This window comes from Rhizobium sp. IY2 (assembly GCF_047532935.1).
Lineage (GTDB): Bacteria > Pseudomonadota > Alphaproteobacteria > Rhizobiales > Rhizobiaceae > Rhizobium > Rhizobium anhuiense.
This window is the reverse complement of record NZ_JBLKNU010000004.1, coordinates 33,611-58,737: the sequence shown is the minus strand read 5'-3', so window position 1 is coordinate 58,737 and position 25,127 is coordinate 33,611. Positions and strand designations below refer to the sequence as shown.

Genomic DNA, 25,127 nt, shown 5'->3' with positions numbered 1-25,127 from the left:
TTGAAAATGCCCGGGACCAGCCCGGGCATCCGTATTTCAGTGAAGAAAGATCCGCTCAGTTTGGAACGGCTTGAACCTTGGCGCGGGCCTGTTCTTCGGCGACGCGCTGGGCGAACATCTGCGTAAAGTCGATCGGGTCGATCATCAGCGGCGGGAAACCGCCGTTGCGGGTGACGTCGGCGATGATCTGACGGGCGAAGGGGAAGAGCATGCGCGGGCACTCGATAAAGAGAACCGGCAGCATGTGCTCCTGCGGGAAACCGGCCACGCGGAAGACGCCGCCATAGGCGAGTTCGGTATGGAAGACCGTCTTGTCGCCATCCTTGGCTTCGGCGTTCAGCGACAGCACGACATCGAAATCCGTATCGGAAAGCGGGTTGGCGTTGACGTTCACATTGATGTTGATCGTCGGCGCCTTGTCGCGGGCCTGCAGCGAACGCGGCGCACCCGGATTTTCGAAGGAGAGATCCTTGGTATATTGCGCAAGGATCGAAAGGGTGGGGTTGGCCGCACCGTTGTTGTTGTTATCGTCTGCCATTGGCTTTTCCTCGAGGGGCATGGGAATGGTGCCGCCATCTAACATTTCAGGGAAAGGCTTACAACCCTGAGCGCTTGGCGCGGTTGATCAGCCGCAGTGCCTCAATCGCCGAGATGCTTGCCGGACCACGGCGAGTTGCGATCCGGCTCTCTATGATAGTCCTCCTCGTCGAGATCGACCACCTTTGAGTTTGGCTTGCGGTCGCGAAAATCGGGTTGTGGCTCGGAGGAAAAACCGCCCTTGGCGTTGACGACGACGAAGCGTTTGGCAATCGCCCGCCAGACCAGATCGCGCACCGGCGGAATGAGAATGAGGATGGCAATGATATCCGTGAGGAAGCCGGGAATGATCAGCAGCAGCGAGGCGATGACGTTCATCGCCGGCCGCAGCAAATCTCGGCCAGGCATCACCCCGTTTCGTCCTTCGCTCGACATGCGGCGCAAAATACCGATGCCTTGCCGGCGCAGCAGAACCACGCCGAGAACGAAACCCAGCATGACGAGCGCGAGCGTCAGCCACAATCCGATCGCCCGGCCGACGACGACGAAACCGGCAATTTCGGCGAACGGGAGCAGCAGAATGAAAGCTGGCAGGATCGAAAAACGCATGTCTGTCATGTCCCGGACGTGCCGGTCTCCTCTTGGCGCCGGCGAAGATGCCAGCCATCATTTGAATCATCTGTATAGGCGGACTATATGGGAGTACAAATCAGAGATGTTAACGGCGGCTGCGATACGATATGAGTTCGAACGACTTCATCACATTATTTTTCCTGGTGGCGGCTGTGCTGATTTTCTTTCAGCTTCGCTCCGTGCTCGGGCGCCGCACAGGAAATGAGAAGCCGCCGCGCGATCTCTATACGCCGCGGGATGCGGCTCCGGCCGATGCCGCCGATGCCGGCAAAGTCGTAACGCTGCCGCGGCGCGATGCGACGACCGAGGATGAGGATCGCTTCGCCGCCATCGATGCTTTTGCGGCGCCTGGAACGCCGCTCAACGAATCGCTGCGTGCGCTGAACAAGGCCGATCCCGCTTTCAGCCCGAAGGAGTTTCTGAACGGCGCCCGCATGGCTTACGAGATGATCGTCATGGCCTATGCCGATGGCGACCGGAAAACACTCAAGAACTTGCTGTCCCGTGAAGTCTATGACGGTTTCGATGCGGCAATCGGCGAACGCGAAGCCCGCGGTGAGAAGGTGAAGTCCACCTTCGTCGGCATCGACAAGGCCGAAATCACCCATGCGGAGACGAAGGGCAGCGAAGCGCAGATCACCGTGCGCATCATCAGCCAGCTCATTTCGGCCACCTACGACAAGGCGGATGTGCTGATCGAAGGCGACGCCGAAAACGTCGCCGAGGTCAACGACCTCTGGACCTTTGCCCGCGACACCCGCTCGCGCGACCCGAACTGGAAACTCGTGGCGACCGAATCGGAACATGAGTGACCACGCAGCGGACTTCGTCCTGCAGGCCATAAGCTTCGACACTCTGGAAGGCTGGAAGGATGATGATCCTTCCGGCCTTTTTGAAGTCATGCGACGCTGCCGGCGGCAAATCAGCGATGTCAAACCGTACCGCACCGGATCGCTTGGCCTGAGTTCGGAAGACCTGCTCCCGCTTCTGGTCGCCGCCGAAGATGTCAGTCCGTCATCTCCGGCATCGGCGCGCGCCTTTTTCGAGACGCACTGTCGACCCTTTCTGATCCGCCGCAAGGACGGCAATTCCGGCTTCGTCACCGCCTTCTACGAGCCTGACATCGAGGTGTCGGAGCGGCCGGACGAAATATTCCGTTTCCCTTTCTACAGGCGCCCGGATGATCTGATCGATCTCGACGACGCCAATCGCCCCGCCGAGCTCGACAGCGCCTATGCTTTCGGCCGTCTGCATGACGGCCGCATCGGTGCCTATCCGGACCGCCGCGCCATCGATCAGGGTTTTCTCGAAGGCCGAGGCCTCGAAATCGCCTGGGCGAAGTCGAAGGTCGATGTCTTCTTCGTGCATGTGCAGGGCGCTGCCCGCCTGCGTTATCGGGATGGCCATATCGGCCGCATCACCTATGCCGCGAAGGCCGGCCATGCTTTTTCGGCGATCGGCAAGTTGCTGATCGAGAGGGGCGAGATCGATCGGGCGGAGATTTCGATGCAGGCGATCCGCGCCTGGCTGGCGCGCAATCCCGAGCGCGTCGACGAGGTGCTGTGGCATAACCACTCTTATATTTTCTTCCGGGAAGCGCCCTCGCAGGCTTTCAGCCTGCGAACCGCCGATCCTGGGGCCGGTCCGATCGCCGCCGCCAAGGTGCCGCTTCTCGCCGGGCGCTCGCTTGCGGTCGACCGGATGATCCATACGTTCGGTTTTCCCTTTTTCATTCGCGCCGAAAGCCTCACCCATCTCGATCACGGTCGACCGTTCCGCCGGCTGATGCTGGCGCTCGACACCGGCTCGGCGATCGTCGGGCCGGCGCGCGGTGACATCTTCACCGGCTCGGGGGATATGGCTGGGGAAAGTGCCGGCACGGTCCGCAACGATGCCGATTTTGCCATCCTCATCCCCAATGCCGCCGCCGGAAGATTCGACTGATGGCCAGGGATCGCAAGCTCAGCGCAGATGAGAGGATCCTCTGGGGCAAGGTCGCCCGCAGCACGCGGCCGATGCCCGGCAAGGCGGGCGCGCTGACCGAACTCGACGCCTTTCTTGCCGAAGCCGAAGCGGCGGCCGAACGGGAACAGGAAAAACAGACACCCGCCGCGCCCATGCCGCTGCAGCCGACGCTACCATCGGCGGCGAAACCGTCGGCGGGGGTGCATCATCCGCTGGAAAAGCCGGTCAAACGCAAGATCGCCAAGGGCCGGCTGGCGCTCGAAGCGCGGATCGACCTGCATGGGCTGGTGCAGAGCGAGGCCCATTCCATCCTTCTCGACTTCCTGATCCGGGCGCATGAGCGCGGCATGCGCCATGTGCTTGTCATCACCGGCAAGGGCAGCTCGATGGGCAGCGAAGGCGCGCTGAAGCGGGCCGTGCCGCTCTGGTTCTCCAAGCCCGAATTCCGCTACCTGATCTCGTCATATGAACCTGCCGCGCAGCATCATGGCGGCGAGGGCGCGCTCTATATTCGCCTGTCGCGGCGGCATGGGGAAAGACCATGACACCCTTCGGAGAGGCGGTTCGCCGGCTGAGAGCGCGCAAGGGCGTCTCGCAGAAGGAGATGGCGCAAGCGCTGAACGTCTCTCCCGCCTATCTCTCGGCGCTCGAACATGGAAAGCGTGGCCTGCCGACATTCGACCTGCTGCAGCGCATCGCCGGCTATTTCAACATCATCTGGGATGAGGCCGAGGAACTGTTCCTGCTCGCCCGCTCATCCGACCCGCGTGTCGTCATCGACACGTCAGGCCTGCCTCCCGAATATACCGAATTTGCCAACCGGCTGGCGCGGCGGATTCGCAGCCTTGACAGTGCGGAGATAGGCCGGCTATCGGCTCTTCTCGAAAATGGCGGCAAAGGCGACGGAAAAGCGTCATAATCCCCTGTTTTATGCCCTGTTTTAGGGGCGTGCCATGGGAACTGGGTTCAAAAAACCTATATACAAGAGGGAAGAAAGCCGGTGATTCGCAAGGCGCGCCGCAGCTTTACGACAACAGGGAAAATCTCAACAGAATGAGCGATACATCCGCGACGGAAAACGGCGTAAGCACCGAATATGGCGCAGATTCCATCAAGGTTCTGAAGGGCCTCGATGCCGTGCGCAAGCGCCCCGGCATGTATATCGGCGATACCGACGATGGCTCCGGCCTTCATCACATGGTCTATGAAGTCGTCGACAACGCAATCGACGAAGCGCTTGCCGGTCATGCCGACATCGTCACCGTCACGCTCAATCCGGATGGCTCGGTGACGGTCACCGATAACGGCCGCGGCATCCCGACGGATATCCATACCGGCGAAGGCGTCTCGGCCGCCGAAGTCATCATGACGCAGCTCCATGCCGGCGGTAAGTTCGACCAGAATTCCTACAAGGTCTCCGGCGGCCTGCACGGCGTCGGCGTCTCCGTCGTCAATGCGCTTTCCGTCTGGCTGAAACTGAAGATCCGCCGCCAGGGCAAGATCCATGAAATGAGCTTCAGCCATGGCGTGGCCGATGCGCCGCTGAAGGTCACGGGCGAAGCACCGAATGAGACCGGCACCGAAGTGAGCTTCATGCCGAGCACCGACACCTTCACGATGACGGAGTTCGATTACGGCACGCTAGAGCATCGCCTTCGCGAACTCGCCTTCCTGAACTCAGGCGTGCGCATCCTGCTGACCGACAAGCGCCATTCCGATATCAAGCAGGAAGAACTGCGTTACGATGGCGGCCTCGAGGCCTTCGTCGCCTATCTCGACCGTGCCAAGAAGTCGCTCGTCGACAAGCCGGTTGCCATCCGCGGCGAAAAGGACGGCATCACCGTCGAAGTGGCGATGTGGTGGAACGACAGCTATCACGAGAACGTGCTCTGCTTCACCAACAACATTCCCCAGCGCGATGGCGGCACGCATATGGCCGGTTTCCGCGCCGCGCTGACGCGCCAGGTGGTTTCCTATGCCGACAGTTCCGGCATCACCAAAAAGGAAAAGGTAACGCTGCAGGGCGAAGACTGCCGCGAAGGCCTGACGGCGGTTCTGTCGGTCAAGGTGCCCGATCCGAAATTCTCCTCGCAGACCAAGGATAAGCTCGTTTCCTCGGAAGTCCGTCCTGTTGTCGAAAGTCTGGTCAACGAGGCGCTGAGCACCTGGTTCGAAGAACATCCAAGCGAAGCCAAGATCCTCGTTGGCAAGGTCGTCGAGGCCGCCGCCGCCCGCGAAGCGGCCCGCAAGGCGCGCGAGTTGACCCGCCGCAAGGGCGCACTCGATATCGCTTCGCTACCGGGCAAGCTCGCCGACTGCTCCGAGCGCGATCCGACAAAATCCGAAGTCTTCCTCGTCGAGGGCGATTCTGCCGGCGGTTCGGCCAAGCAGGGCCGTTCGCGCGAAAACCAGGCAATCCTGCCGCTGCGCGGCAAGATCCTGAATGTTGAACGTGCTCGTTTCGACAAGATGCTGTCGAGCCAGGAAATCGGCACGTTGATCACAGCACTTGGCACCGGCATCGGCAAGGACGAGTTCAATGTCGAAAAGCTGCGCTACCACAAGATCATCATCATGACGGATGCCGATGTCGACGGCGCCCATATCCGCACCCTGCTGCTGACCTTCTTCTTCCGCCAGATGCCGGAACTGATCGAACGCGGCCATCTCTACATCGCCCAGCCACCGCTCTATAAGGTCGCGCGCGGCAAATCGGTGCAGTATCTGAAGGATGAGAAGGCGCTCGAAGAATATTTGATCGGCCAGGGTCTGGAAGATGCCGCACTGCGGCTCGGCAGCGGCGAGGTCCGCACCGGTCAAGACCTGCGCGAGGTCATCCTGGATGCGCTGCGCATGCGCGCTTTGCTCGACAATCTCCACTCGCGCTACAATCGTTCCGTCGTCGAACAGGCTGCCATCGCCGGCGCGCTCAACGCCGACCTCGTCAGCGACCAGGCAAGGGCGCTGGCGCTGGCAAACGAAGTGGCAGGCCGCCTCGATATCATTGCCGAGGAAACCGAGCGCGGCTGGCAGGGCGATCTGACCAGCGATGGCGGCCTGCGCCTCGAACGCATGGTCCGCGGCGTCAAGGAAATCGTCGTGCTCGACATGGCGTTGATCGGCTCTTCGGATGCCCGTCACATCGACCAGCTGACCGCACGTCTCAAGGAAATCTATCAGACGCCGCCGTCGTTGCATCGGCGCGAAGGCGATGTCGAGATCTCAGGCCCGCGTGCCTTGCTCGACGCGGTCTTCGCCAGCGGCCGCAAGGGCCTGACCATGCAGCGCTACAAGGGCCTCGGCGAGATGAATGCCGAGCAGCTCTGGGAAACGACTCTCGATCCGAATGTCCGCTCGTTGCTGCAGGTCAAGGTCAACGACGCCACCGATGCCGACGGCCTCTTCGCCCGTCTGATGGGCGACGAAGTCGAGCCGCGGCGCGAATTCATCCAGGACAATGCGCTGAGCGTCGCTAACCTCGATATCTGATTGATATTTCAGGAATTAGAAGCCCCGCTATCCCTGGATGGCGGGGCTTTCGTTTATCCGGATATCTGCTTGGTCCCTGGCTTCGCCTCAGTTCGCAGCGAAGCGGCCGTTGAAGGCGACGTCGGAGAGCGGCTTGCGCTGGCTGGGGAATTCGCGCGCCTGATTGCGTTCGGAAAGAACGCTCTTGTCGGCGAGCTTGCCGACGGCGACGCCTGCCTCGACCCGGTACCCCTCGGGAATGGCGAAAGCCTGCCTGATCTCCTCGTGTTTGATGCCGCCCATGCCATGGGCGTAGAAACCGGAGAGCCGCGCCTGGATCGCCAGATGCCCCCAGGCCGCACCGGCATCGAAGGAATGGGTGTAGCTCGGCTTCTCCTCGCCGGAGCCGGCAACGCCGGTGAAGGCGCGCGACACGACGAAGATCAAGGCCGACGCATTCCTCGCCCATTCCTGGTTGGCGTCGACGAGCAATGCGACGAATTTCTCCCAATGCTCCGAACCTTTGAGCGCATAGATGAAGCGCCAGGGCTGATGGTTGGCTGAGGACGGAGCCCAATGGGCGGCTTCGAGCAGGCTGAGCAGCTGCGCTTCCTCGATGATTTCGCCGGTGAAGGCGCGGGGCGACCAGCGATCGAGAAACATCGGATCGATCGGATATTCGGATTCGCGGTGATTGCTCTTCGTCATGCTTGTTCCAGGGTTCGGGGCCGAAAATTTGGATCGGGGGCCGGGCTCAGTTGGTCCAAACGATGTCGAGCTCCTCGCGGAAGGCGAAGCGCTTCAGGTGATCGTCGATGACATCATGCATTCTTTGCTGTTGCGCGGGATCGGCGACGGAAAGTGTCATGGTCAGCGCCGCATCGTCGGCAGAAAACGTCACCTCGGCCGTATCGCTGAACGGCACCCGGCCCTTCACGGGATCGAAATCGACGCTGAACTTGTGGCTCCAGTGTTTGCAAAGCTGCTGCAGGTAGCGGCTCGCATGTTCGGTCCGCACGACGGCCTTGGAGAGATGCATGTCGAACTCCACTTCATCTTGTATCGCGGAGTCATATTTCCTGCGTCCTCGGCTTGGCAAGCGCAGCATCGTCGCAGTTTGGGTGTACAGACTGTCTCCAGAAAAGCGCCCTCACGCCGGCGTCGAAGCAGGATAATGAACGGTCTCGTCAATCGATTGGAGAGTTGCGCATGCTGGTGAACGGAAAATGGACGGAAGACTGGCACCCCGTCCAGGCCAAGGACGAGAAGGGCGGTTTCATCAGGCAGACCTCGAGTTTCCGCAATTGGGTGACCCCGGATGGCACCGCCGGGCCGACGGGCGAAGGCGGCTTTGAAGCCAGCGCCGGCCGTTATCATCTCTATGTCGCCTATATCTGCCCCTGGGCCTCGCGCACCTTGATCGGCCGCAAACTCAAGGGCCTGGAAGACGTCATCCCCGTTTCCGTCGTCGAACCGCTGCTGAGCAAGCAGGGCTGGCGTTTCGGTGATTATCCCGGTGCGACGCAGGATCACGTCAATGGCGTAACCTATATGCATGAAATCTATACCAGGGCAGCACCCGATTTCACCGGCCGGGCCACCGTGCCGGTTCTCTGGGACAAGCGGAAAAAGACCATCGTCAACAATGAATCCGCCGATATCCTGCGCATGCTGAACGGCGGCTTCGGCAACTTGGCAAAAAATCCGATCGATCTTTACCCGGCGGAGAGGCGCGCCGAGATCGATGCTTTCAACGATCGCATCTATCCGACCCTCAACAACGGCGTCTACCGCGCCGGCTTCGCCACCACCCAGATCGCCTACGAAGAAGCCTTCGCCGATGTGTTTTCCTGCCTCGACTGGGTCGATCCGCAATTCGAAGGCCGGCCTTTTCTTTTCGCTGAGCATCCGACGGAAAGCGATATTCGGCTTTTCGTGACGCTGGTGCGCTTCGACGTCGCCTATCACGGCATCTTCAAATGCAATCTGCGCCGTCTTTCCGACTATCCGAACCTGCGCGCCTTCTGCCGTCGCATGCTGGATTGGCCGGGCATCGCAGAAACGGTGAATCTCGATCACATCAAGCGCGGCTACTATTCGGTCGAAAGCCTCAATCCGACGAAAATCGTCCCTGCCGGCCCTGATCTGGCGGAAATTTTTTAAAGCGTCATGCCGAAAGAATGGGGCAATTTCGGCAGAAATCATCCGAATCGCAGGAAAGCCGTACCGCTTCCTGGCAAAGCCGTAATGACACCGATGAATAATTCGTTCATAGGTGGTTGCAAATCCGTTTTCGATGAGGAGGAATTTCCATGAAGCTGATGCGTGTTGGCGAAGCAGGCAGTGAAAAACCCGCGCTTCTCGATGCCGATGGCAAGATCCGCGATCTCTCCGGTCATGTCGCCGATATCGGCGGCGAGGCGATCACGCCCTCAGGCCTTGCCAGGATTGCGGCGATCGATCCAAAGAGCCTTCCGGAAATCGCACCGGGCCGCATCGGCGCCTGCGTCGCCGGCACTGGCAAGTTCATCTGCATCGGCTTGAATTATTCGGATCACGCTGCCGAAACCGGTGCGACCGTGCCGCCCGAGCCGATCATCTTCATGAAAGCAACATCGGCGATCGTCGGGCCGAACGACGATGTCATCATCCCCCGCGGTTCGGAAAAGACCGATTGGGAAGTCGAGCTCGGCGTTGTCATCGGCAAAACTGCCAAATATGTAACGGAAGCCGAAGCGCTGGATTATGTCGCCGGCTATTGCGTCTCCAATGACGTTTCCGAGCGCGCTTTCCAGACCGAGCGGTCCGGTCAATGGACCAAGGGCAAATCCTGCGACACCTTTGGCCCGATCGGCCCCTGGCTCGTCACCAAGGATGAAATTCCGCAACCGCAGAACCTCGGCATGTGGCTGACGGTCAACGGCCAGAAGATGCAGAACGGCTCGTCGAAGACGATGGTTTACGGCGTTGCTTTCCTCGTCTCCTACCTCAGCCAGTTCATGTCGCTGCATCCCGGTGACGTGATCTCGACCGGTACGCCTCCGGGCGTCGGTATGGGCCTCAAGCCGCCGCGTTATCTCAAGGCCGGCGACGTGGTCGAACTCGGCATCGAAGGTCTCGGCACGCAGAAGCAGACCTTCGTAGCGGATCGTTAACAACGCTTCGTGCTGAGAAACTTAAGTTTTCAGGCTGATGATGATGCCGGAGATCAATTCTGCGGCATTTCTTGTGTGGGTCTGGCTCGTCCATGTTGCTGTGCAACAAAAAACTGTTAGTCTGCGTTACGTGCCCGCATGGCGAAAAGACTCGATGCCTTTCAATCGGCGTCATCTTTTCGATAGAGAAAGGTGGCGCCTTCCATGTTTTATCAGCTTTATGAATTGAACCATGCCGCCATGGCGCCGTTTCGCGCCGCGGCCGATATCATGCGGTTTGCTTATGCCAATCCGCTGAACCCGTTCGCCCACACGCCGTTCGGCCGGACGATGGCGGCAAGCCTCGAAATGTTCGAACGCACGACGCGGCGCTACGGCAAACCGGAATTCGGACTGAAGCAGACCACGATCGGTGATCAGACAGTGTCCGTCCGCGAAGAGATCATCTGGTCGCGACCTTTCTGCAATCTCCTGCATTTCGCCCGCAATGTTCCGCCGGCCCGCGGCAATGACCCGCGCATCCTGATCGTCGCGCCGATGTCCGGCCACTATGCCACGCTGCTGCGCGGTACGGTCGAGGCGCTGCTGCCGAGTGCGGATGTCTACATCACCGACTGGATCGACGCCCGCATGGTGCCGATGACGGAAGGCACGTTCGATTTCGACGATTACGTCGATTATGTCATCGAGATGCTGCATTTCCTCGGCCATGACACGCATGTCATCGCCGTCTGTCAGCCTTCCGTCCCTGTGCTGGCAGCCGCAGCCGTGATGGAGGAAGCCAATGATCCGCTGTCGCCCTCATCGATGACGCTGATGGGCGGCCCGATCGACACGCGCATCAACCCGACGGCGGTCAACAAGCTCGCGCAGGAGCGGTCGCTGCAGTGGTTCTCCGACAATGTCATCATGAACGTGCCCTGGCCGCAGCCGGGTTTCATGCGCCCGGTCTATCCAGGATTCCTGCAGCTTTCGGGCTTCATGTCGATGAACCTCGATCGCCATCTCGTCGCGCACAAGGAATTCTTCATGCATCTCGTGAAGAACGACGGCGAACCGGAAAAACATCGCGATTTCTACGACGAATATCTCGCCGTCATGGATCTGACCGCCGAATTCTATCTGCAGACGGTGGAGGAGGTCTTCATCAAGCATTCACTGCCGAAGGGCGAGTTGATGCATCGCGGCAAACGCGTCGATCCGGCGGCAATTCGCAAGGTGGCGCTTCTGACCGTCGAAGGTGAGAATGACGATATCTCGGGGGTCGGCCAGACAAAGGCGGCGCAGACCATCTGCGTGAACATTCCCGAAGATATGCGTATGCATTATCTCCAGCCGGATGTCGGCCATTATGGCGTTTTCAACGGTTCGCGTTTCCGCCGCGAGATTGCGCCGCGCATCATCAATTTCGTCCGCCAGCATTCCCGTTCGGCCGTTAAGCCTCCGGTCCCGCGTGTCATCAAGGGCGGTCGGACGGGCTGATTCAGGGACAGCTGAATTAGCAAAACGGATTCAAGGCCTTGTCCGATTTCGCGGGCAATCGTCTTGAAGGCACCTATTGCGGTAACCACATCGATTTCAGCGTTCGGTATCCTGCCGGGCGCGGAAAGCGAGGATACCCGCACGATGAACCAGTCAGCATTGCTTCGACCGGATTGGACTCCGGCTACCATTGCCCTGATGATTCTCGGCTTCATGGTTTTCTGGCCTCTGGGTCTCGCCATGCTTGCCTACATCATCTTCGGCGACCGTCTGCGCGGCTTCAAGCGTGACGTCAACCAGGCGACCGATGGCTTCTTTGCATCCTGCCGCCGCCCGCATGGACGGCACCGCCCGCACTTCTCGACCGGCAACGTCGCCTTCGACGACTGGCGCAAGGCCGAGATTGACCGGATCGAGGAAGAGCGCCGCAAGCTCGACGAAATGCGCGAGGAATTTGACGCTTACATGCGTGAACTCCGCCGCGCCAAGGATCAGGAAGAGTTTGACCGCTTCATGCGCGACCGCAAGAACGCCAAGCGCGATGACAACGGCCCGGTCGCTGAATATCAGACGCCGTGAACGCCTGAACCATCAATTGATGACCGGCATCTTCCGATGCCGGTTTTTCCATGTCTGCCTGCCTGTTAAATCGTTTAGATTCCGCGGCGAATCGGATAGAAAACAGCCATGTTTCCGCTTCTGAAGACAAGGCCGAAAGCGCGAAAGCCGGTTGCGCCCGAAACGCGGACGCTCGACGTCGCCGGCCGGCTGATGCCGTTGACCATCAAGCAGCATGACCGGGCGACGCGCATCACGCTGCGTATCGAACCGGGTGGCCGGGCCTTGAAGATGACGGTGCCGAGGGGCCTCGCGACGCGTGAGGTCAATGCCTTCCTCGATCGCCACCAGGGCTGGTTGCTCACCAAGCTTGCCAAGTTTTCGACCGATACCGGCCTGCGCGACGGCGGCCAAATTCTGTTTCGCGGCGTTTCCCATCACATCCAGCATACCGGCGGCTTGCGCGGGCTGACGGAGGCGGTCTTGAAAGACGGCAGGCCGGTGCTGCGCGTCAGCGGCATGCCGGAACATGTCGGACGGCGCATCGCGACCTTTCTCAAGAAGGAAGCGCGCGCCGATCTCGCCAGACTGGCCACCATGCATGCCGGAGCGATCCGGGCACCGATCCGCTCGATCTCGATGAAAGATACCCGCAGCCGCTGGGGCTCGTGCTCGTCGGAGGGAAATCTGAGCTTTTCCTGGCGCATCGTCATGGCGCCGCCCGCGGTGATCGATTATCTCGCCGCCCATGAGGTCGCCCATCTCAAGGAAATGAATCATGGGCCGCGGTTCTGGGCGCTTTGCAAGAAGCTTTGCCCGGATATGGAAGAAGCGAAATCCTGGCTGAAGCGGCACGGCAGCCAGTTGCACGCCATCGATTTCGATTAGCCCAAAGCCGCGCTAAATACAGCTTTCCATGCAAATTGGCTCGACTCTTGCCGCATTTCGTGTCACTTCGCTGCCATGAAACCGGATATCAAGATCTGTGGCTTGAAGACGCCCGACGCTGTCGATCGCGCACTGAAACGCGGCGCGACCCATATCGGTTTTATCTTCTTCGAAAAAAGCCCGCGCTATATCGAGCCGGACCTGGCGGCAAAACTTGCCGAACCTGCACGTGGCAAGGCGAAAATCGTCGCCGTCGTCGTTGATCCCACCAATGACGAACTGGATGAGATCGTATCGCTGTTGAAGCCGGACATGCTGCAGCTGCACGGCAACGAGAGCCCCGAACATGTGCTGACCATAAAGGCGGTCTATGGTCTGCCTGTGATGAAGGCACTTCCGGTGCGCACGGCCGACGATCTGAAGCGCGTCGAGGCCTATATCGGCATCGCCGATCGTTTCCTCTTCGATGCCAAGCCGCCGAAGGGTTCCGAATTGCCAGGCGGCAATGGTGTTTCCTTTGATTGGAGCCTTCTCGCTTGGCTTGACGGCAGCGTCGACTACATGCTTTCCGGCGGGCTGAACAAGGACAATGTCGCGGATGCGCTATTCATCACCAAAGCACCGGGCATTGACGCTTCCTCAGGCGTCGAAACTGCGCCTGGCGTGAAGAGCGTCGCGAAGATCGATGAATTTTTTGACGCGGTCGAGAAGGCGAATGCGCCTGTCATGGCCTCAGGGAGTTGAGAGTGAACGAGACGCCTAAACCGAATTCCTTCCGTTCCGGCCCCGATGAAGACGGCCGTTTTGGTATTTATGGCGGTCGTTTCGTTGCCGAAACGTTGATGCCTTTGATCCTCGATCTGCAGGACGAGTGGAACAAGGCGAAGAACGATCCGGCATTCCAGGCCGAATTGAAGCATCTCGGCGCACATTATATCGGTCGCCCGAGCCCGCTCTATTTCGCGGAGCGGCTGACGGCCGAACTCGGGGGCGCAAAGATCTATTTCAAGCGCGAGGAGCTGAACCACACCGGCTCGCACAAGATCAACAACTGCATCGGCCAGATCCTGCTTGCCAAGCGCATGGGCAAGACCCGTATCATCGCCGAAACCGGTGCCGGCCAGCATGGCGTCGCCTCTGCGACCGTTGCCGCCCGCTTTGGCCTTCCCTGCGTCGTCTACATGGGCGCCACCGACGTCGAGCGTCAGGCGCCGAACGTATTCCGCATGAAGCTGCTCGGCGCGGAAGTCAAACCGGTGACGGCAGGCAGCGGGACGCTGAAGGACGCCATGAACGAGGCGCTCCGCGACTGGGTCACCAATGTCGAGGATACTTATTACCTGATCGGAACGGCAGCCGGTCCGCATCCCTATCCGGAGATGGTCCGCGATTTCCAGTCGGTGATCGGCACCGAAGCGAAAGAGCAGATCCTGGCGGCCGAAGGCCGTCTTCCGGATCTGGTCGTCGCTGCCGTCGGCGGCGGTTCGAATGCCATCGGCATCTTCCATCCCTTCCTCGACGATCCCTCTGTTAAGATCGTCGGCGTCGAAGCCGGCGGCAGGGGCCTGCAGGGCGACGAACATTGCGCCTCGATCACCGCCGGTTCACCGGGCGTGCTGCACGGCAACCGCACCTATCTGCTGCAGGATGGCGACGGCCAGATCAAGGAAGGCCACTCGATTTCGGCCGGTCTCGATTATCCCGGCATCGGCCCCGAACATTCCTGGCTGAACGACACCGGCCGCGTCGACTATGTGCCGATCATGGATCACGAAGCGCTCGAGGCTTTCCAGACGCTGACCCGCCTCGAAGGCATCATCCCGGCGCTCGAGCCCTCGCATGCGATTGCCGAGGTCATCAAGCGCGCACCGACGATGGGCAAGGACGAGATCATCCTGATGAACCTCTCCGGCCGTGGCGACAAGGACATCTTCACCGTCGGCAAGATTCTGGGAATGGGACTGTAAGACATGACCGCACGCATGGATAAACGCTTTGCCGAGCTGAAGGCCGAGGGCCGTCCGGCGCTTGTCACCTATTTCATGGGCGGCGATCCCGATTATGACACCTCGCTCGGCATCATGAAGGCGCTGCCGGAGGCCGGCTCCGACATCATCGAGCTCGGCATGCCCTTTTCCGATCCGATGGCTGACGGCCCGGCGATCCAGCTGGCCGGCCAGCGCGCCCTGAAAGGCGGCCAGACGCTGAAGAAGACGCTGCAGTTGGCGGCCGATTTCCGCAAAACCAACGATGCGACGCCGATCGTGATGATGGGTTACTACAACCCGATCTATATTTACGGCGTCGAGAAATTCCTCGACGACGCGCTCGCCGCCGGCATCGATGGCCTGATCGTCGTCGACCTGCCGCCCGAGATGGATGACGAGCTCTGCATTCCGGCGATCCGCAAGGGCATCAATTTCATTCGCCTGGCGACGCCGACGACGGATGAGAAGCGCCTACCGAAGGTGCTGAAGAATACCTCCGGCTTCGTCTATTACGTCTCGATGAACGGCATCACCGGTTCGGCGCTGCCCGATCCGTCGCTGGTTTCGGGCGCTGTCGAGCGCATCAAGCAGCACACCAAGCTGCCCGTCTGCGTCGGCTTCGGCGTCAAGACGGCGGAACATGCAAAGGTTATCGGCGGTTCGGCCGACGGCGTTGTTGTCGGCACCGCGATCGTCAATCAGGTCGCGACCAGCTTGACGAATGACGGAAAGGCAACGGCGGACACGGTTCAGGCCGTTGCCACGCTGGTGCGCGGCCTTTCCACGGGAACACGTTCGGCGCGCCTTGTTGCTGCCGAATAGTTTGCCCACATTGGCACTCAGGCATGTCGCGCAAAACTGTGCAGCGGTTTTCCGTCCGGAATTGCGTACAAAAGGATAGAGCGGTTCGCCGCTTCCGTTAAAAGCTGAACCGCTCTGGTCAATCAGGAGTATTCGAGTTGAACTGGATCACCAACTACGTTCGCCCGCGGATCAATTCCATGCTGGGCCGTCGCGAAGTGCCGGAGAATCTCTGGATCAAGTGCCCGGAAACGGGCGAGATGGTCTTCCACAAGGATCTGGAAGGCAACAAATGGGTCATTCCGGCGTCCGGTTATCACATGAAGATGCCGGCCAAGGCCCGTCTGATTGATCTTTTCGACAATGGTGAGTTCGAATCGCTGCCGCAGCCGAAGGTCGTGCAAGACCCGCTGAAGTTCCGCGATTCGAAGAAATACAGCGATCGCTTGCGCGATAGCCGCCTCAAGACCGAGCAGGAAGATACGATCCTCGCCGGTGTCGGGAAGGTGCGGGGATTGAAGCTCGTGGCTGTCGTGCACGAATTCAATTTTATCGGCGGTTCGCTCGGCATTGCCGCCGGCGAGGCGATCGTCAAGGCTTTCGAGCGTGCGACGGCTGAAAAATGCCCACTGGTCATGTTCCCCGCTTCCGGCGGCGCGCGCATGCAGGAAGGCATCCTGTCGCTGATGCAGCTGCCGCGCACGACGGTTGCCGTCGACATGCTCAAGGAATCCGGCCAGCCCTATATCGTTGTGCTGACCAATCCGACCACAGGCGGCGTTACCGCCTCCTATGCCATGCTTGGCGATATTCATCTGGCCGAACCCGGCGCTGAAATCGGCTTTGCCGGCAAGCGCGTGATCGAGCAGACCCTGCGTGAAAAACTACCCGAAGGCTTCCAGACCTCCGAATACCTGTTGGAGCATGGTATGGTCGATATGGTCGTCAAACGTCACGATATTCCGGAAACGCTGGCGCGTCTCCTGAAGATCCTGACGAAGAAGCCGGTTTCGGCGGCGAACAACATGAATAGCGGCGCAATCGCTCTGGCGGCGAGCGCCTGATAACCGATAAGCAGGCGGGGTGCCGAATTGATACCCAGAGGCCAAACCGCGGTGAGTGAGGCAGCACAGGAGATCGACAAACTCATGGGATTGCATCCCAAGGGGTTCGATCTGTCTCTCGATCGCATCACCCGTCTTCTCGATGTGCTCGGCAATCCCCACAGGAAACTGCCGCCGGTGATCCATGTCGCCGGCACCAACGGCAAGGGGTCGGTTACCGCCTTCTCCCGCGCCCTGCTCGAAGCCGGCGGCTACAGCGCCCATGTCCACACCTCGCCGCATCTCGTCAATTGGCACGAGCGTTATCGCATCGGCGTCAAAGGCGGACGCGGACAGCTCGTGGATGATGCCGTCTTCGCCGAGGCCGTGCGTCGTGTGGCCGATGCCAATGCAGGACAGCACATCACCGTCTTCGAGATCCTGACGGCGGTCACCTTCATCCTGTTTTCCGAACATCCGGCCGATGCCGCGATCATCGAAGTCGGTCTCGGCGGCCGGTTCGACGCGACGAATGTCATTTCCGATCCGGCCGTCTCGGTGATCATGCCGATCTCGCTGGATCACCAGCCCTATCTTGGCGACAGAGTGGAGCTGATCGCGGTCGAAAAGGCCGGCATCATGAAGCCGGGATTTCCCGTTGTCATCGGTCATCAGGAATATGACGCAGCGCTCGACGTCCTGATGTCGACGGCCGAACGGCTGCATTGCCCGAGCGCCGTCTTCGGGCAGGATTTCATGGCGCATGAGGAATATGGCCGGCTCGTCTACCAGGACGAGTTCGGTCTTGCCGACCTGCCGCTGCCGCGCCTTCCCGGTCGCCACCAATATGCCAATGCCGCCGCCGCCATTCGTGCCGTCAAGGCGGCCGGTTTCACCGTCACCGAGACGATGATGGAAAAGGCGATGAGTTCGGTCGAATGGCCGGGCCGGCTCCAGCGTTTGAGCGAGGGCCGGCTGCTCTCGCATGCGCCTGCCGGCGCCGAAATCTGGATCGATGGCGGGCACAATCCCGGTGCCGGTGAAGTGATCGCCGAAGCCATGGCCAATTTCGAGGAGCGCCAGCCTCGGCCGCTTTTCCTGATCATCGGCATGATCAACACCAAGGATCCGGTCGGTTATTTCAGGGCCTTTGCCGGCTTGGTCGAGAAGGTTTTCTGCGTGCCGATCCGCGGCAGCGAAGCGATGATCGATCCGGTGATATTGTCGAATGCCGCCTATGATGCGGGCTTGGTTGCCGAACCGATGTCGACGGTCGGCGATGCGCTGGAAACCATCAAAGCCGTGCTTGATCCGGAAGCCTTGCCGCCGCGCATTCTGGTCGGCGGCTCGCTCTATCTCGTTGGCGATGTGCTTTCCGACAACGGCACGCCGCCGAAGTGAACCCTGCAAATTGAAAAAGCCCGGTCGGAACCGGGCTTTTCGTCAATGCGATATCATCAGGGCGATATCAATCAGGCAGCGTTCGAAATCCAGTTCGAAAGGGCGGTCTTCGGCTTGGCGCCGACAGAGATATCGGCAACTTCGCCGCCCTTGAAGATCGCAAGGGTCGGAATGGAGCGCACGCCGAACTGTGCGGCGAGTTCCGGGTTCTCATCGATATTGAGCTTGGCGACCTTGACCTTGCCTTCCAGCTCGACGGCGATTTCTTCGAGGCTCGGTGCAATCATCTTGCACGGGCCGCACCATTCAGCCCAGAAATCGACGACGACGGGTTCTGCGGATTCCAGAACTTCCGACTGGAAGTTATTGATATCGACTTTCACGGTAGCCATGGGCTGCTCCTTTACCGAATTGGATGTTGAACCACATGTGATGGTGCGGCGCCGAATTTTCAATGTCCGGTATTTCACTTTGTCTTGACTCCTGCAAGCGCCAAACCGAGCGCCTTTTCGCTCAGCGTGTAGAGCGAGGCGTTCTCGGTATAGACAAGCATGCAGTCGATCCGCTTATCAGGATAGAGCGGCGCCAGGATCTCGCGATAGATCGCGAGCTGCGCCTTGTGCGCGAAGGGGATGGCCTCTTCCGTTGCCGGCGGCACCCGGTTGGTCTTGTAGTCGAGAATGACGACGCGATCGGTAAGGACGGCAAGCCGGTCGATGCGGCCGGAGACGGCATAGCGCCGGCCTTCGAGCGTCAGCGTTCCCATGATCGAGACCTCGGGCTGGGCCTGCGCACCGAGGACGTCCTGCAGGCCCTGCTCGTCCAATAGTTTCAGAACCGAATCGACAAGCTTGCGCCGTTCGCCTTCCGGCCAGAAACGAGCCGCCCGTTCGGCATAACGGCTCGCCGCATCGGGCTGTTCGGCAGGTGGAATGTCGGGAAGCGCCTGCAGCATGCGATGGATCAGTCTGCCCTTCTCCAGTGAACGATCGCTGCGCGGCTTCTCGGTAAACAGCGGCGAAACGACCAGCAACCCGCCCTCGTCTTCATCGATGATCGTGCCGGCGCCGGAGGGGCTGAGCGGCCGGGGCAGCGCAGCCTGCGGTGGCAAGGGCCGCAACAGGCCGTCCGGCAAACTCTCCTCGTTGTCACGCTCCTCGCTGCGGTTGACACGCTCGAAGCTTCGTTCCACCCGCGGCACACGCCATTTGATGCCCGGCCATTCCCCATCGGGACCGGAGAATGTGGTCGCCTTCACAAGTGGATGATCGTCGCTCAGTGCCGTCGAGATCATCATATGCCAGGTGTCGTTGTTTACGCGCACGCCGCGATAGCCGCAGACGACCAGCCGGTCGGCGGCACGCGTCATGGCGACATAAAGCAACCGGCGATATTCTTCTTCCGCCAGCATCTGGATCCGCGCCGCATCGTCCTGCGTCAGCGAATTGGAAAGATCGGAGACAGGAACCCAGACCGGCATCGGCGGCTCGTCGGCGTCCGTCTCGATCAGGCGAAGCTTGGGCAGATGAGTATGGGTGAAGGCCTTCGAACCTCCGTCGACCAGGAAAACGATCGGTGCTTCAAGACCCTTGGAAGCATGCACCGTCATGATCCGCACTTCGTTGCGCCCCTTGTCCTGCTCACGCTTCATCACGGGTGCTTCGAGTTCAAGCGTCGAGATGAAGGATTGCAGACCGGGAAGGCCGGAGCTCTCGTGGTCGAGCGTGAAGGTCAGGAATTCGTCGAGAATATCGCTGACCTCGGTGCCGAGACGGGCAAGGAATTGTCGTCGCCCGCCATGGCTGCCCAGCACACGGGCATAGAAATCATGAACCGACAGGCTTCTGGACTGCCGGAGGAACAATTCCAGCCTTTCGACGGCAACGCGGAAGCGGTCGGTGCCGTCGGCGGCGAAGCTTTTGAGATGGCTCCAGGCGCTCTCATTATCGCCGCGCAGGCCGGCAATCGCAAAGATGTCGTCCTCGGAAAGATCGAAAAGTGGGCTCTTGAGCACCGCGGCGAGCGAAAGATCGTCTTCCGGCAGAAGCAGGAAACGGCCGAGCGCCAGCAGATCCTGCACGGCGATATGGCTGGTCAGCACCAGTCTGTCGGCGCCGGCGACGGGAATGTCGCCGCGGCGCTTCAAGGCGCGCGTCAATGCATTGACGAAGGCGTCGCGCTTGCGCACCAGCACCAGGATGTCGCCGGCTTCAATCAGGCGCTCTTTGCCTTTGTCGACGATCGTCTCGCGGCCTACGAGCGTGCCGATCGAGTGGGCGATCCGCCGCGCGAGGATTGCGGCCGGCGCGCTTTCCGGCGTCGCGTCGAAGGGCGCCGTCCAGTCTTCCTCCTTCACCACCGTTTCCGGCGCGACCATCTCCCAGAGGTCGACGGCGCCAGGATGTCCGATGCGGCTGGAGCGGTGCACGACCGGCTCGCCGAGCGCGCTGAGGCCGCGCGCGTTCTCGGGTGTCTTGAAAATATGGTCGACGGCCTCGAGCACGTCGGCGGTCGAGCGGAACGACAGCGGCAATCGGACGGAGGAAAAGCTCTGTCCGCTATCGGACACGCGCCGCCGCGTTCGGTCGCTTTCCTCGGAAAAACGCTCGGGCCGCGCCCCCTGGAAGGAATAGATCGACTGCTTTTCGTCGCCGACGGCAAACAGCGTGCGCACGATCGGCCGGGCGCTTTCGCCGGAGAAGAAATCTTCGGCGAGCGACTGGATGACGCTCCACTGGATCGGGCTGGTATCCTGCGCCTCGTCGACGAGGATATGATCGATACCCCGATCGAGCTTGTAGTGGACCCAGGGACCGACGCCGCTTTTCGTCAGCAGGTCGGCGGTGCGGGTGATCAGGTCCTCGAAATCAAGCTGGCTGCGCTGCTTCTTCAGCTCCTCGTAGTCGTGATTCAGCCGGGCGGCGAGCACGAGTGCTGCATGCGTGGCGCCGTACATCCGCATCAGTTTCAGCCGATCGCGGCTTGCGGCGACATGCGCGCGGGCAATGGCGATGGCGCCCGCCAGCTGGGGTGCCTCGGCAAGCATCGCCTTGACCGAGAATTGCGAGTCCGCCTTCGGCTCGCCCTTGGCTGTTAGAAAAATTTTCTCAAGAAATTCAGCGCGCCTTGCGTCGTCGCGTTCCCGCCCGGCGAGCCTGAGGCCGTAGGCAACCTCCTGCGCCTTCGCGCCGCCCTTCTGGTCGGCCAGCGACAGATAAAGCTCCAGCATGCCGCCCGAAAGCTCCGGCAAAGGCCAATATTGCGCCGCGATCCGGCTTTCCGTGTCGCCTTCGGCAAGGCCGAGCTTTTGGCGCAGGACCATCTCCATACCGCCCTGCTGTTCGGCCGTCGCGGTGAAACGACGAATGGCGTTGCGGTTGGCGACGATATCGCCGAGCAGGTTCTCCAGCCCGGATTCGTCGCCGAGATTGAGCACGTAGGCGAATGCCTCGGCAAGGGCGCTGTCTTTCTCCGGCGCCGTTGCCGTCAGCAGCGCCCGACGCGCATCGGAAAGCAGGGATGCCGCCGCGCGATCGTCGAGGACCGAGAAATGCCCGGCAACGTTGGCCTCCAGCGGGAATTGATGCAGCAGCGCCTCGCAAAAGGCATGGATCGTCTGGATCTTCAGCCCGCCGGGCGTCTCCAGCGCCTTTGCAAACAGCCGGCGCGCCTCGGCAAGCTTCAATCCGTCGGGAGCCGTACCCTCGATCTGCATGATCCGCCGGCTAAGGTCGTCATCATCGAGCACCACCCAATCCGCCAGCCGTTCGAAGACCCGGTTCGACATTTCGGAGGCTGCAGCCTTGGTATAGGTGAGACATAAGATGGCCGAAGGCCGCGCACCGGCCAGCAGCAGCCGGATGACGCGCTGTGTCAGCACATGCGTCTTGCCGGAGCCGGCATTGGCCGAAACCCACGCCGAACGCAGCGGATCGGAGGCAATCGCCTGCTGGATGGTCGTCCAGCCGATCCAGGCGCCGGGATCGTCGTCGGTGGGAAGCGCGGTCACATCACTCATCGCCGCCGCCCTCTTCGGTTTCGGCCGTCGACCACTCGGAGACGCGGGCCAGATGATCGTAGTCGCCGCCGAAATCGAATTGCTGGGCCGGGATCAGCCGCGCGGTAAAACCTCTTTCGCTGGATTGCAGCAAACCCACGAATTTGACCAGTTGATCGATCGATTCGGCGGCGAGATCCATCGCGGATTTCGCCTTGTCGCTGCGGGCAGAGTTTTCGTTGTTGACCGTATCGACCTGGAAGCGGCTCCCGGGTCGCAGACGCACATAGAGCAGGTCTTGCGGCACGCGGCTGCCGGCATCGCGGAAGGCGCCGGCGCTCAAGGCCGCCGCTTCAAGCGCAAGCTGCGGATCGAGAAGCACGCGCGCCTGCGCCGGCGAGGGATTGTAGCCGGTCTTGTAGTCGATGATGTCGGCCGAGTGTGGTCCTGTTATGTCGATCCGGTCCGCGACGCCAGTGAGCCGGATATTGATCGGCTCCAGCTCCATACCGCCCCGCACCTCCGTCAACGTTTTCAGGATGCCATGCCGCCGTCCGGCCTCCCATTCGAGGAAGGCGCGGGCCACCTCGCGAAAGCGCGGCCGCCAGACGGCATCGATATGCGGCGGTAGCCGCTCCATGTCGAAAAGTTCGGAAAGGATGCGCTCCATGGCCGCTGCCGCATCCGGTGTCCCGGCAATATGAACCTCGCGGATGAACCGGTCGACGATCTTGTGGTAGAGCGTTCCGCGTTCGGCCGCACCCGGATCGCGGTTGAACGCGTCGACGGGGTCGAGACGCAGGATGCGGCGGGCATAGATGGCGTAGGGGTCGCGGCGCAGCCGGCCGACTTCGCTGAAGGAATAGGATTTCGGCTGCAATGCCAGCGGCGGTTTCGGCGAGGGTCGTTGCGCCGGCGTCTGGCTATCTCCCCGATCGATGAGGCCGGCCCATTGCAGGAACCGGTTGCCGCGCCCTTTCAATTCCGCTTCGAACGCCTCTCCGCCGAGCGCCAGCAGCCGCTGCAGCCAGCGCGAGGCGACGGTCGGCGTCGAGCCCTGGCGCAGCGCGCGCGAATAGATCAGATGGCGCGTGCCGTTTGCCATCTCGAAATCATGCGCCAGCTGGCCGATGCGTCGTTCCGGCGGTTCGAGGCCGATCTCCGTCTTCATCATCCGTGGAATGAAGGGGTTATTGGCGGTCTGCCCCGGCCAGGTGCCCTCGTTCAGGCCGCCGAGGATCAGCGTATCGACGCTCTGCAGGCGGGCTTCCAGCGTGCCGAAGATGAAGAGGCGGGGATGGCTGAGCGCCCGCGGCTTCACGGCATGACCGGCGGCAAGGGCGGCCATGATGTCGATCCATTGCGGTCCGTCGGCCTCCATCTGGCCGTCCGTGTCGATCACCTCGCTGAGCAGGGCGGCGAGTGCATCTCCCGCTTCACCAGACCAGAGATCGGCGAGATTGCCTTGCGGATCGACCGCGACCGCTTCGAGCGAACGGCCGGTGCGCTCCGCCCATTCGGACAATGTGAAGCTCAGAGTTCTCCCGCGATCTTCCGGCCGGTGTCGCATCAGTGCCGACGCCAGTGGCTCGGTCGCCTGCGTGACCCGCCGGGCAAGGTCGTTTGCGGCGTCGGCTGCATCAGGCGAAAGCGCTTTGCGCCATTGCGGCGCGTGCCTGTCCAGCGCCTGTTCGGCAAGTTGGTGGGTGAGCAGCGGCTCGAGCGTGCTGATATCCACCTCGGCCACGCCGCCGCGCAGCGCCAGCAGCTCGAGCGCCTCGGTAGCGGAAATCAATGCGTCACGTTCCAGGCCGAAGCGGGCAAGCGGATGTTTGAGCAAAGAGACGATCGCCACCGGATCGCCCGGTCGCAGCGCTGCCTCGAGCAGCAATTGCAGCAAGGTGCCCTGCGGCATGGCCGCAAGCGGTGTACCCGCCGAATCGTCGGCGAGGATGCCGAAGCGGGAAAGCTCGGCCATGACCCGCCGCGCGAGATTGCGGTCCGGCGTGATGAGTGCTGCCCGGCTCTCGCCGTCCTGTCCCGGCCTCTCCAGTGCAAGCCGGAGCGCGATGGCAATCGCGGTTGCTTCTTCGCGTTCGTTGGCGGCTTCGATCAGCGAAACATCGGCGAAGGCTGAAGGCAGGGTGCCCTCGGGCAGGCCGCTCTTCCATGCCCCCCAATCACTGGTCGCCTCCGATGGGGCGAGGGCTCGAGACAGGATTTCGGCGCGCCGGTCAAGATCGCCCTCCGGTCCGTCGAGGGGCGTTACGTCGGCACGCGTCAGCTTCAGCCGCTTGAGCAGCGACGACAGGCCATATTGCGGATGGCTGCGACTTGCCGGATTGGCATGTTGGCCGGGCGCCGGTTCCGGCGCGACCATCTGCCAGTGGTTCTCGGGCATGACGAGATCGAGGCCCGGCAGCACGATGACGCCTTCGGGCAGATTGGCGACGGCGGCGATGAGATCGGCGGTGGCGGGAACGGAACCCGTCGAACCGGCGATGATGATCGGCCCAGCGGGTTTCGTCGCCGAAAGCCGGCTTGCTTCGGCCCGGAGAATGGCGTTTCTGTGCCGCGCCGGCGAGGATTTGCCGAGTTCCGAAAGCCGCTCCGGCCAGAAAGCACTGGCGATCTGCAGGAATTCTGCCGTCAGCTGCCACCAGGCGGCATAGTCGCCGGTGTCGAGTTTCGACAGCTCCGACCAGTCGAGATCCTCGGTTTCGATTGAATCGATCAGTTCCGCCAGGTTGCGGGCGAGCCAGATCGCATCCGCCGGGCTTGCGGGTGCGACGAGCGGCGAGTCCGAATGAATGTGGCGGACGATCTCAGGCAGCTTGTTTCGCCAGGCGAGGATCAGGCGCGCCAGTTCCAGAAGACGGGCGGTATTCGACAGTGGTTGGGCGAGATCGATCGTAGCCGGCAGTGCCTCGTCGAAATAACCGCTGTCGTCATCGGTTTCGCCGAGCGGACGGATGACCGGCAGAATCGCCGAGCGGCCGCCGAGCAGATCGACGAATTCAGAGCGCAGAACGCGCACGGCGCGCCGTGTCGGCAGGTAGATTGTTACCTTGGCCAGCGATAGCGGATCATCGGCCTCGTGCCGGAAGAGTGGCGTCAGCCGGCCGTCGCAAAGCGTCGTCGCCAGCGTTTTCAGGAAGGAGAGACCCGCCGGGATTGTCAGGATGCGTGGCTGGTGCCGCTCCGCCATGGC

The 25,127-nt window shown here is 61.3% G+C and carries 22 protein-coding genes; 15 read left to right on the top strand and 7 right to left on the bottom strand.

Annotation, left to right across the window (positions count from 1 at the left end; genetic code table 11):
• Window positions 1-55 precede the first annotated feature (55 nt).
• Together secB and ACMUVN_RS16090 are read right to left on the bottom strand one after the other, a co-directional pair.
• Window positions 56-538: a protein-export chaperone SecB gene (secB, locus tag ACMUVN_RS16095; RefSeq protein WP_047616084.1), complete on the bottom strand. Its 483-nt coding sequence runs from the start codon at window positions 536-538 to the stop codon at window positions 56-58.
• A 101-nt stretch (window positions 539-639) separates the two neighbouring features.
• The gene (locus ACMUVN_RS16090) at window positions 640-1,146 is read right to left on the bottom strand and encodes an FxsA family protein (RefSeq protein ID WP_048338427.1); all 507 of its coding nucleotides are present in this window, start codon (window positions 1,144-1,146) and stop codon (window positions 640-642) included.
• A gap of 131 nt (window positions 1,147-1,277) precedes the next feature.
• Here ACMUVN_RS16090 and ACMUVN_RS16085 point away from each other — a divergent pair, with 131 nt between their 5' ends.
• The 5 genes from ACMUVN_RS16085 to gyrB all read left to right on the top strand — a co-directional run bounded on the left by ACMUVN_RS16085 (window position 1,278) and on the right by gyrB (window position 6,624).
• Window positions 1,278-1,982, top strand: a complete 705-nt coding sequence (locus ACMUVN_RS16085; RefSeq protein WP_047615912.1) for a Tim44/TimA family putative adaptor protein — start codon at window positions 1,278-1,280, stop codon at window positions 1,980-1,982.
• Window positions 1,975-3,114, top strand: coding sequence for a murein transglycosylase A (locus ACMUVN_RS16080; protein ID WP_063473887.1), 1,140 nt, complete (start codon window positions 1,975-1,977; stop codon window positions 3,112-3,114). The genes ACMUVN_RS16085 and ACMUVN_RS16080 overlap by 8 nt, the downstream gene beginning before the upstream one ends.
• Window positions 3,114-3,680, top strand: coding sequence for a Smr/MutS family protein (locus ACMUVN_RS16075; protein WP_047615916.1), 567 nt, complete (start codon window positions 3,114-3,116; stop codon window positions 3,678-3,680). The genes ACMUVN_RS16080 and ACMUVN_RS16075 overlap by 1 nt, the downstream gene beginning before the upstream one ends.
• Window positions 3,677-4,054 (top strand): helix-turn-helix domain-containing protein, encoded by a 378-nt coding sequence (locus tag ACMUVN_RS16070; RefSeq protein WP_047615918.1) that lies wholly within the window; start codon window positions 3,677-3,679, stop codon window positions 4,052-4,054. The genes ACMUVN_RS16075 and ACMUVN_RS16070 overlap by 4 nt, the downstream gene beginning before the upstream one ends.
• A 134-nt stretch (window positions 4,055-4,188) precedes the next feature.
• The gene (gene gyrB / locus ACMUVN_RS16065) at window positions 4,189-6,624 is read left to right on the top strand and encodes a DNA topoisomerase (ATP-hydrolyzing) subunit B (RefSeq protein ID WP_047615921.1); all 2,436 of its coding nucleotides are present in this window, start codon (window positions 4,189-4,191) and stop codon (window positions 6,622-6,624) included.
• A gap of 87 nt (window positions 6,625-6,711) precedes the next feature.
• Here gyrB and ACMUVN_RS16060 read toward each other — a convergent pair whose 3' ends face one another.
• Together ACMUVN_RS16060 and ACMUVN_RS16055 are read right to left on the bottom strand one after the other, a co-directional pair.
• Entirely contained in the window at window positions 6,712-7,311 is a 600-nt protein-coding gene (locus tag ACMUVN_RS16060; RefSeq protein ID WP_047615924.1) for a nitroreductase family protein, read from the bottom strand.
• Between the two features lie 46 nt (window positions 7,312-7,357).
• Complete coding sequence (locus ACMUVN_RS16055) at window positions 7,358-7,642, bottom strand: DUF2218 domain-containing protein (protein WP_047616089.1); 285 nt, start codon at window positions 7,640-7,642, stop codon at window positions 7,358-7,360.
• A 170-nt stretch (window positions 7,643-7,812) separates the two neighbouring features.
• Between ACMUVN_RS16055 and ACMUVN_RS16050 the strand changes: the two genes are divergently transcribed.
• The 10 genes from ACMUVN_RS16050 (at window position 7,813) to ACMUVN_RS16005 (ending at window position 17,919) form a co-directional block, all read left to right on the top strand.
• Window positions 7,813-8,766, top strand: a complete 954-nt coding sequence (locus ACMUVN_RS16050; RefSeq protein ID WP_082849667.1) for a glutathione S-transferase family protein — start codon at window positions 7,813-7,815, stop codon at window positions 8,764-8,766.
• A 149-nt stretch (window positions 8,767-8,915) separates the two neighbouring features.
• Window positions 8,916-9,758, top strand: coding sequence for a fumarylacetoacetate hydrolase family protein (locus ACMUVN_RS16045; protein WP_047615929.1), 843 nt, complete (start codon window positions 8,916-8,918; stop codon window positions 9,756-9,758).
• A gap of 204 nt (window positions 9,759-9,962) precedes the next feature.
• Complete coding sequence (locus ACMUVN_RS16040; protein WP_047615931.1) at window positions 9,963-11,240, top strand: polyhydroxyalkanoate depolymerase; 1,278 nt, start codon at window positions 9,963-9,965, stop codon at window positions 11,238-11,240.
• 144 nt (window positions 11,241-11,384) lie between these two features.
• Window positions 11,385-11,819, top strand: coding sequence for a DUF2852 domain-containing protein (locus ACMUVN_RS16035; RefSeq protein WP_063473889.1), 435 nt, complete (start codon window positions 11,385-11,387; stop codon window positions 11,817-11,819).
• Between the two features lie 108 nt (window positions 11,820-11,927).
• Entirely contained in the window at window positions 11,928-12,686 is a 759-nt protein-coding gene (locus ACMUVN_RS16030) for a M48 family metallopeptidase (protein ID WP_097544608.1), read from the top strand.
• A gap of 75 nt (window positions 12,687-12,761) precedes the next feature.
• Complete coding sequence (locus tag ACMUVN_RS16025; RefSeq protein WP_063473891.1) at window positions 12,762-13,430, top strand: phosphoribosylanthranilate isomerase; 669 nt, start codon at window positions 12,762-12,764, stop codon at window positions 13,428-13,430.
• Between the two features lie 2 nt (window positions 13,431-13,432).
• On the top strand, window positions 13,433-14,653 hold the full coding sequence (gene trpB, locus ACMUVN_RS16020; protein WP_063473892.1) for a tryptophan synthase subunit beta: 1,221 nt from the start codon (window positions 13,433-13,435) through the stop codon (window positions 14,651-14,653).
• Between the two features lie 3 nt (window positions 14,654-14,656).
• Window positions 14,657-15,496 carry a tryptophan synthase subunit alpha gene (gene trpA, locus ACMUVN_RS16015; RefSeq protein ID WP_047615944.1) on the top strand — a complete coding sequence of 280 codons (840 nt, stop codon included), beginning with the start codon at window positions 14,657-14,659 and terminating at the stop codon, window positions 15,494-15,496.
• 137 nt (window positions 15,497-15,633) lie between these two features.
• Window positions 15,634-16,539 (top strand): acetyl-CoA carboxylase, carboxyltransferase subunit beta, encoded by a 906-nt coding sequence (gene accD / locus ACMUVN_RS16010; protein ID WP_047615946.1) that lies wholly within the window; start codon window positions 15,634-15,636, stop codon window positions 16,537-16,539.
• Window positions 16,540-16,566: 27 nt separating this feature from the next.
• Window positions 16,567-17,919, top strand: coding sequence for a bifunctional folylpolyglutamate synthase/dihydrofolate synthase (locus ACMUVN_RS16005; protein WP_179867870.1), 1,353 nt, complete (start codon window positions 16,567-16,569; stop codon window positions 17,917-17,919).
• 71 nt (window positions 17,920-17,990) lie between these two features.
• Here ACMUVN_RS16005 and trxA read toward each other — a convergent pair whose 3' ends face one another.
• The 3 genes from trxA to addB all read right to left on the bottom strand — a co-directional run bounded on the left by trxA (window position 17,991) and on the right by addB (window position 25,124).
• Window positions 17,991-18,311 carry a thioredoxin gene (trxA, locus tag ACMUVN_RS16000; RefSeq protein ID WP_063473894.1) on the bottom strand — a complete coding sequence of 107 codons (321 nt, stop codon included), beginning with the start codon at window positions 18,309-18,311 and terminating at the stop codon, window positions 17,991-17,993.
• A 74-nt stretch (window positions 18,312-18,385) separates the two neighbouring features.
• A complete protein-coding gene (addA, locus tag ACMUVN_RS15995) occupies window positions 18,386-21,937 on the bottom strand; it encodes a double-strand break repair helicase AddA (RefSeq protein ID WP_414815279.1) in 3,552 nt (1,183 codons plus the stop codon).
• Window positions 21,930-25,124, bottom strand: a complete 3,195-nt coding sequence (gene addB / locus ACMUVN_RS15990) for a double-strand break repair protein AddB (RefSeq protein WP_414815278.1) — start codon at window positions 25,122-25,124, stop codon at window positions 21,930-21,932. Before addB ends, addA begins: the two co-directional genes overlap by 8 nt.
• Window positions 25,125-25,127: the final 3 nt, after the last annotated feature.

Excerpts from the sequence above, each read along its gene's own strand:
- secB (WP_047616084.1), bottom strand. The coding sequence starts at position 538 with ATGGCAGACGATAACAACAACAACGGTGCGGCCAACCCCACCCTTTCG.
- ACMUVN_RS16090 (WP_048338427.1), bottom strand. The coding sequence starts at position 1,146 with ATGCGTTTTTCGATCCTGCCAGCTTTCATTCTGCTGCTCCCGTTCGCC.
- ACMUVN_RS16085 (WP_047615912.1), top strand. The coding sequence starts at position 1,278 with ATGAGTTCGAACGACTTCATCACATTATTTTTCCTGGTGGCGGCTGTG.
- ACMUVN_RS16080 (WP_063473887.1), top strand. The coding sequence starts at position 1,975 with ATGAGTGACCACGCAGCGGACTTCGTCCTGCAGGCCATAAGCTTCGAC.
- ACMUVN_RS16075 (WP_047615916.1), top strand. The coding sequence starts at position 3,114 with ATGGCCAGGGATCGCAAGCTCAGCGCAGATGAGAGGATCCTCTGGGGC.
- ACMUVN_RS16070 (WP_047615918.1), top strand. The coding sequence starts at position 3,677 with ATGACACCCTTCGGAGAGGCGGTTCGCCGGCTGAGAGCGCGCAAGGGC.
- gyrB (WP_047615921.1), top strand. The coding sequence starts at position 4,189 with ATGAGCGATACATCCGCGACGGAAAACGGCGTAAGCACCGAATATGGC.
- ACMUVN_RS16060 (WP_047615924.1), bottom strand. The coding sequence starts at position 7,311 with ATGACGAAGAGCAATCACCGCGAATCCGAATATCCGATCGATCCGATG.
- ACMUVN_RS16055 (WP_047616089.1), bottom strand. The coding sequence starts at position 7,642 with ATGCATCTCTCCAAGGCCGTCGTGCGGACCGAACATGCGAGCCGCTAC.
- ACMUVN_RS16050 (WP_082849667.1), top strand. The coding sequence starts at position 7,813 with ATGCTGGTGAACGGAAAATGGACGGAAGACTGGCACCCCGTCCAGGCC.
- ACMUVN_RS16045 (WP_047615929.1), top strand. The coding sequence starts at position 8,916 with ATGAAGCTGATGCGTGTTGGCGAAGCAGGCAGTGAAAAACCCGCGCTT.
- ACMUVN_RS16040 (WP_047615931.1), top strand. The coding sequence starts at position 9,963 with ATGTTTTATCAGCTTTATGAATTGAACCATGCCGCCATGGCGCCGTTT.
- ACMUVN_RS16035 (WP_063473889.1), top strand. The coding sequence starts at position 11,385 with ATGAACCAGTCAGCATTGCTTCGACCGGATTGGACTCCGGCTACCATT.
- ACMUVN_RS16030 (WP_097544608.1), top strand. The coding sequence starts at position 11,928 with ATGTTTCCGCTTCTGAAGACAAGGCCGAAAGCGCGAAAGCCGGTTGCG.
- ACMUVN_RS16025 (WP_063473891.1), top strand. The coding sequence starts at position 12,762 with ATGAAACCGGATATCAAGATCTGTGGCTTGAAGACGCCCGACGCTGTC.
- trpA (WP_047615944.1), top strand. The coding sequence starts at position 14,657 with ATGACCGCACGCATGGATAAACGCTTTGCCGAGCTGAAGGCCGAGGGC.
- trxA (WP_063473894.1), bottom strand. The coding sequence starts at position 18,311 with ATGGCTACCGTGAAAGTCGATATCAATAACTTCCAGTCGGAAGTTCTG.
- addA (WP_414815279.1), bottom strand. The coding sequence starts at position 21,937 with ATGAGTGATGTGACCGCGCTTCCCACCGACGACGATCCCGGCGCCTGG.
- addB (WP_414815278.1), bottom strand. The coding sequence starts at position 25,124 with ATGGCGGAGCGGCACCAGCCACGCATCCTGACAATCCCGGCGGGTCTC.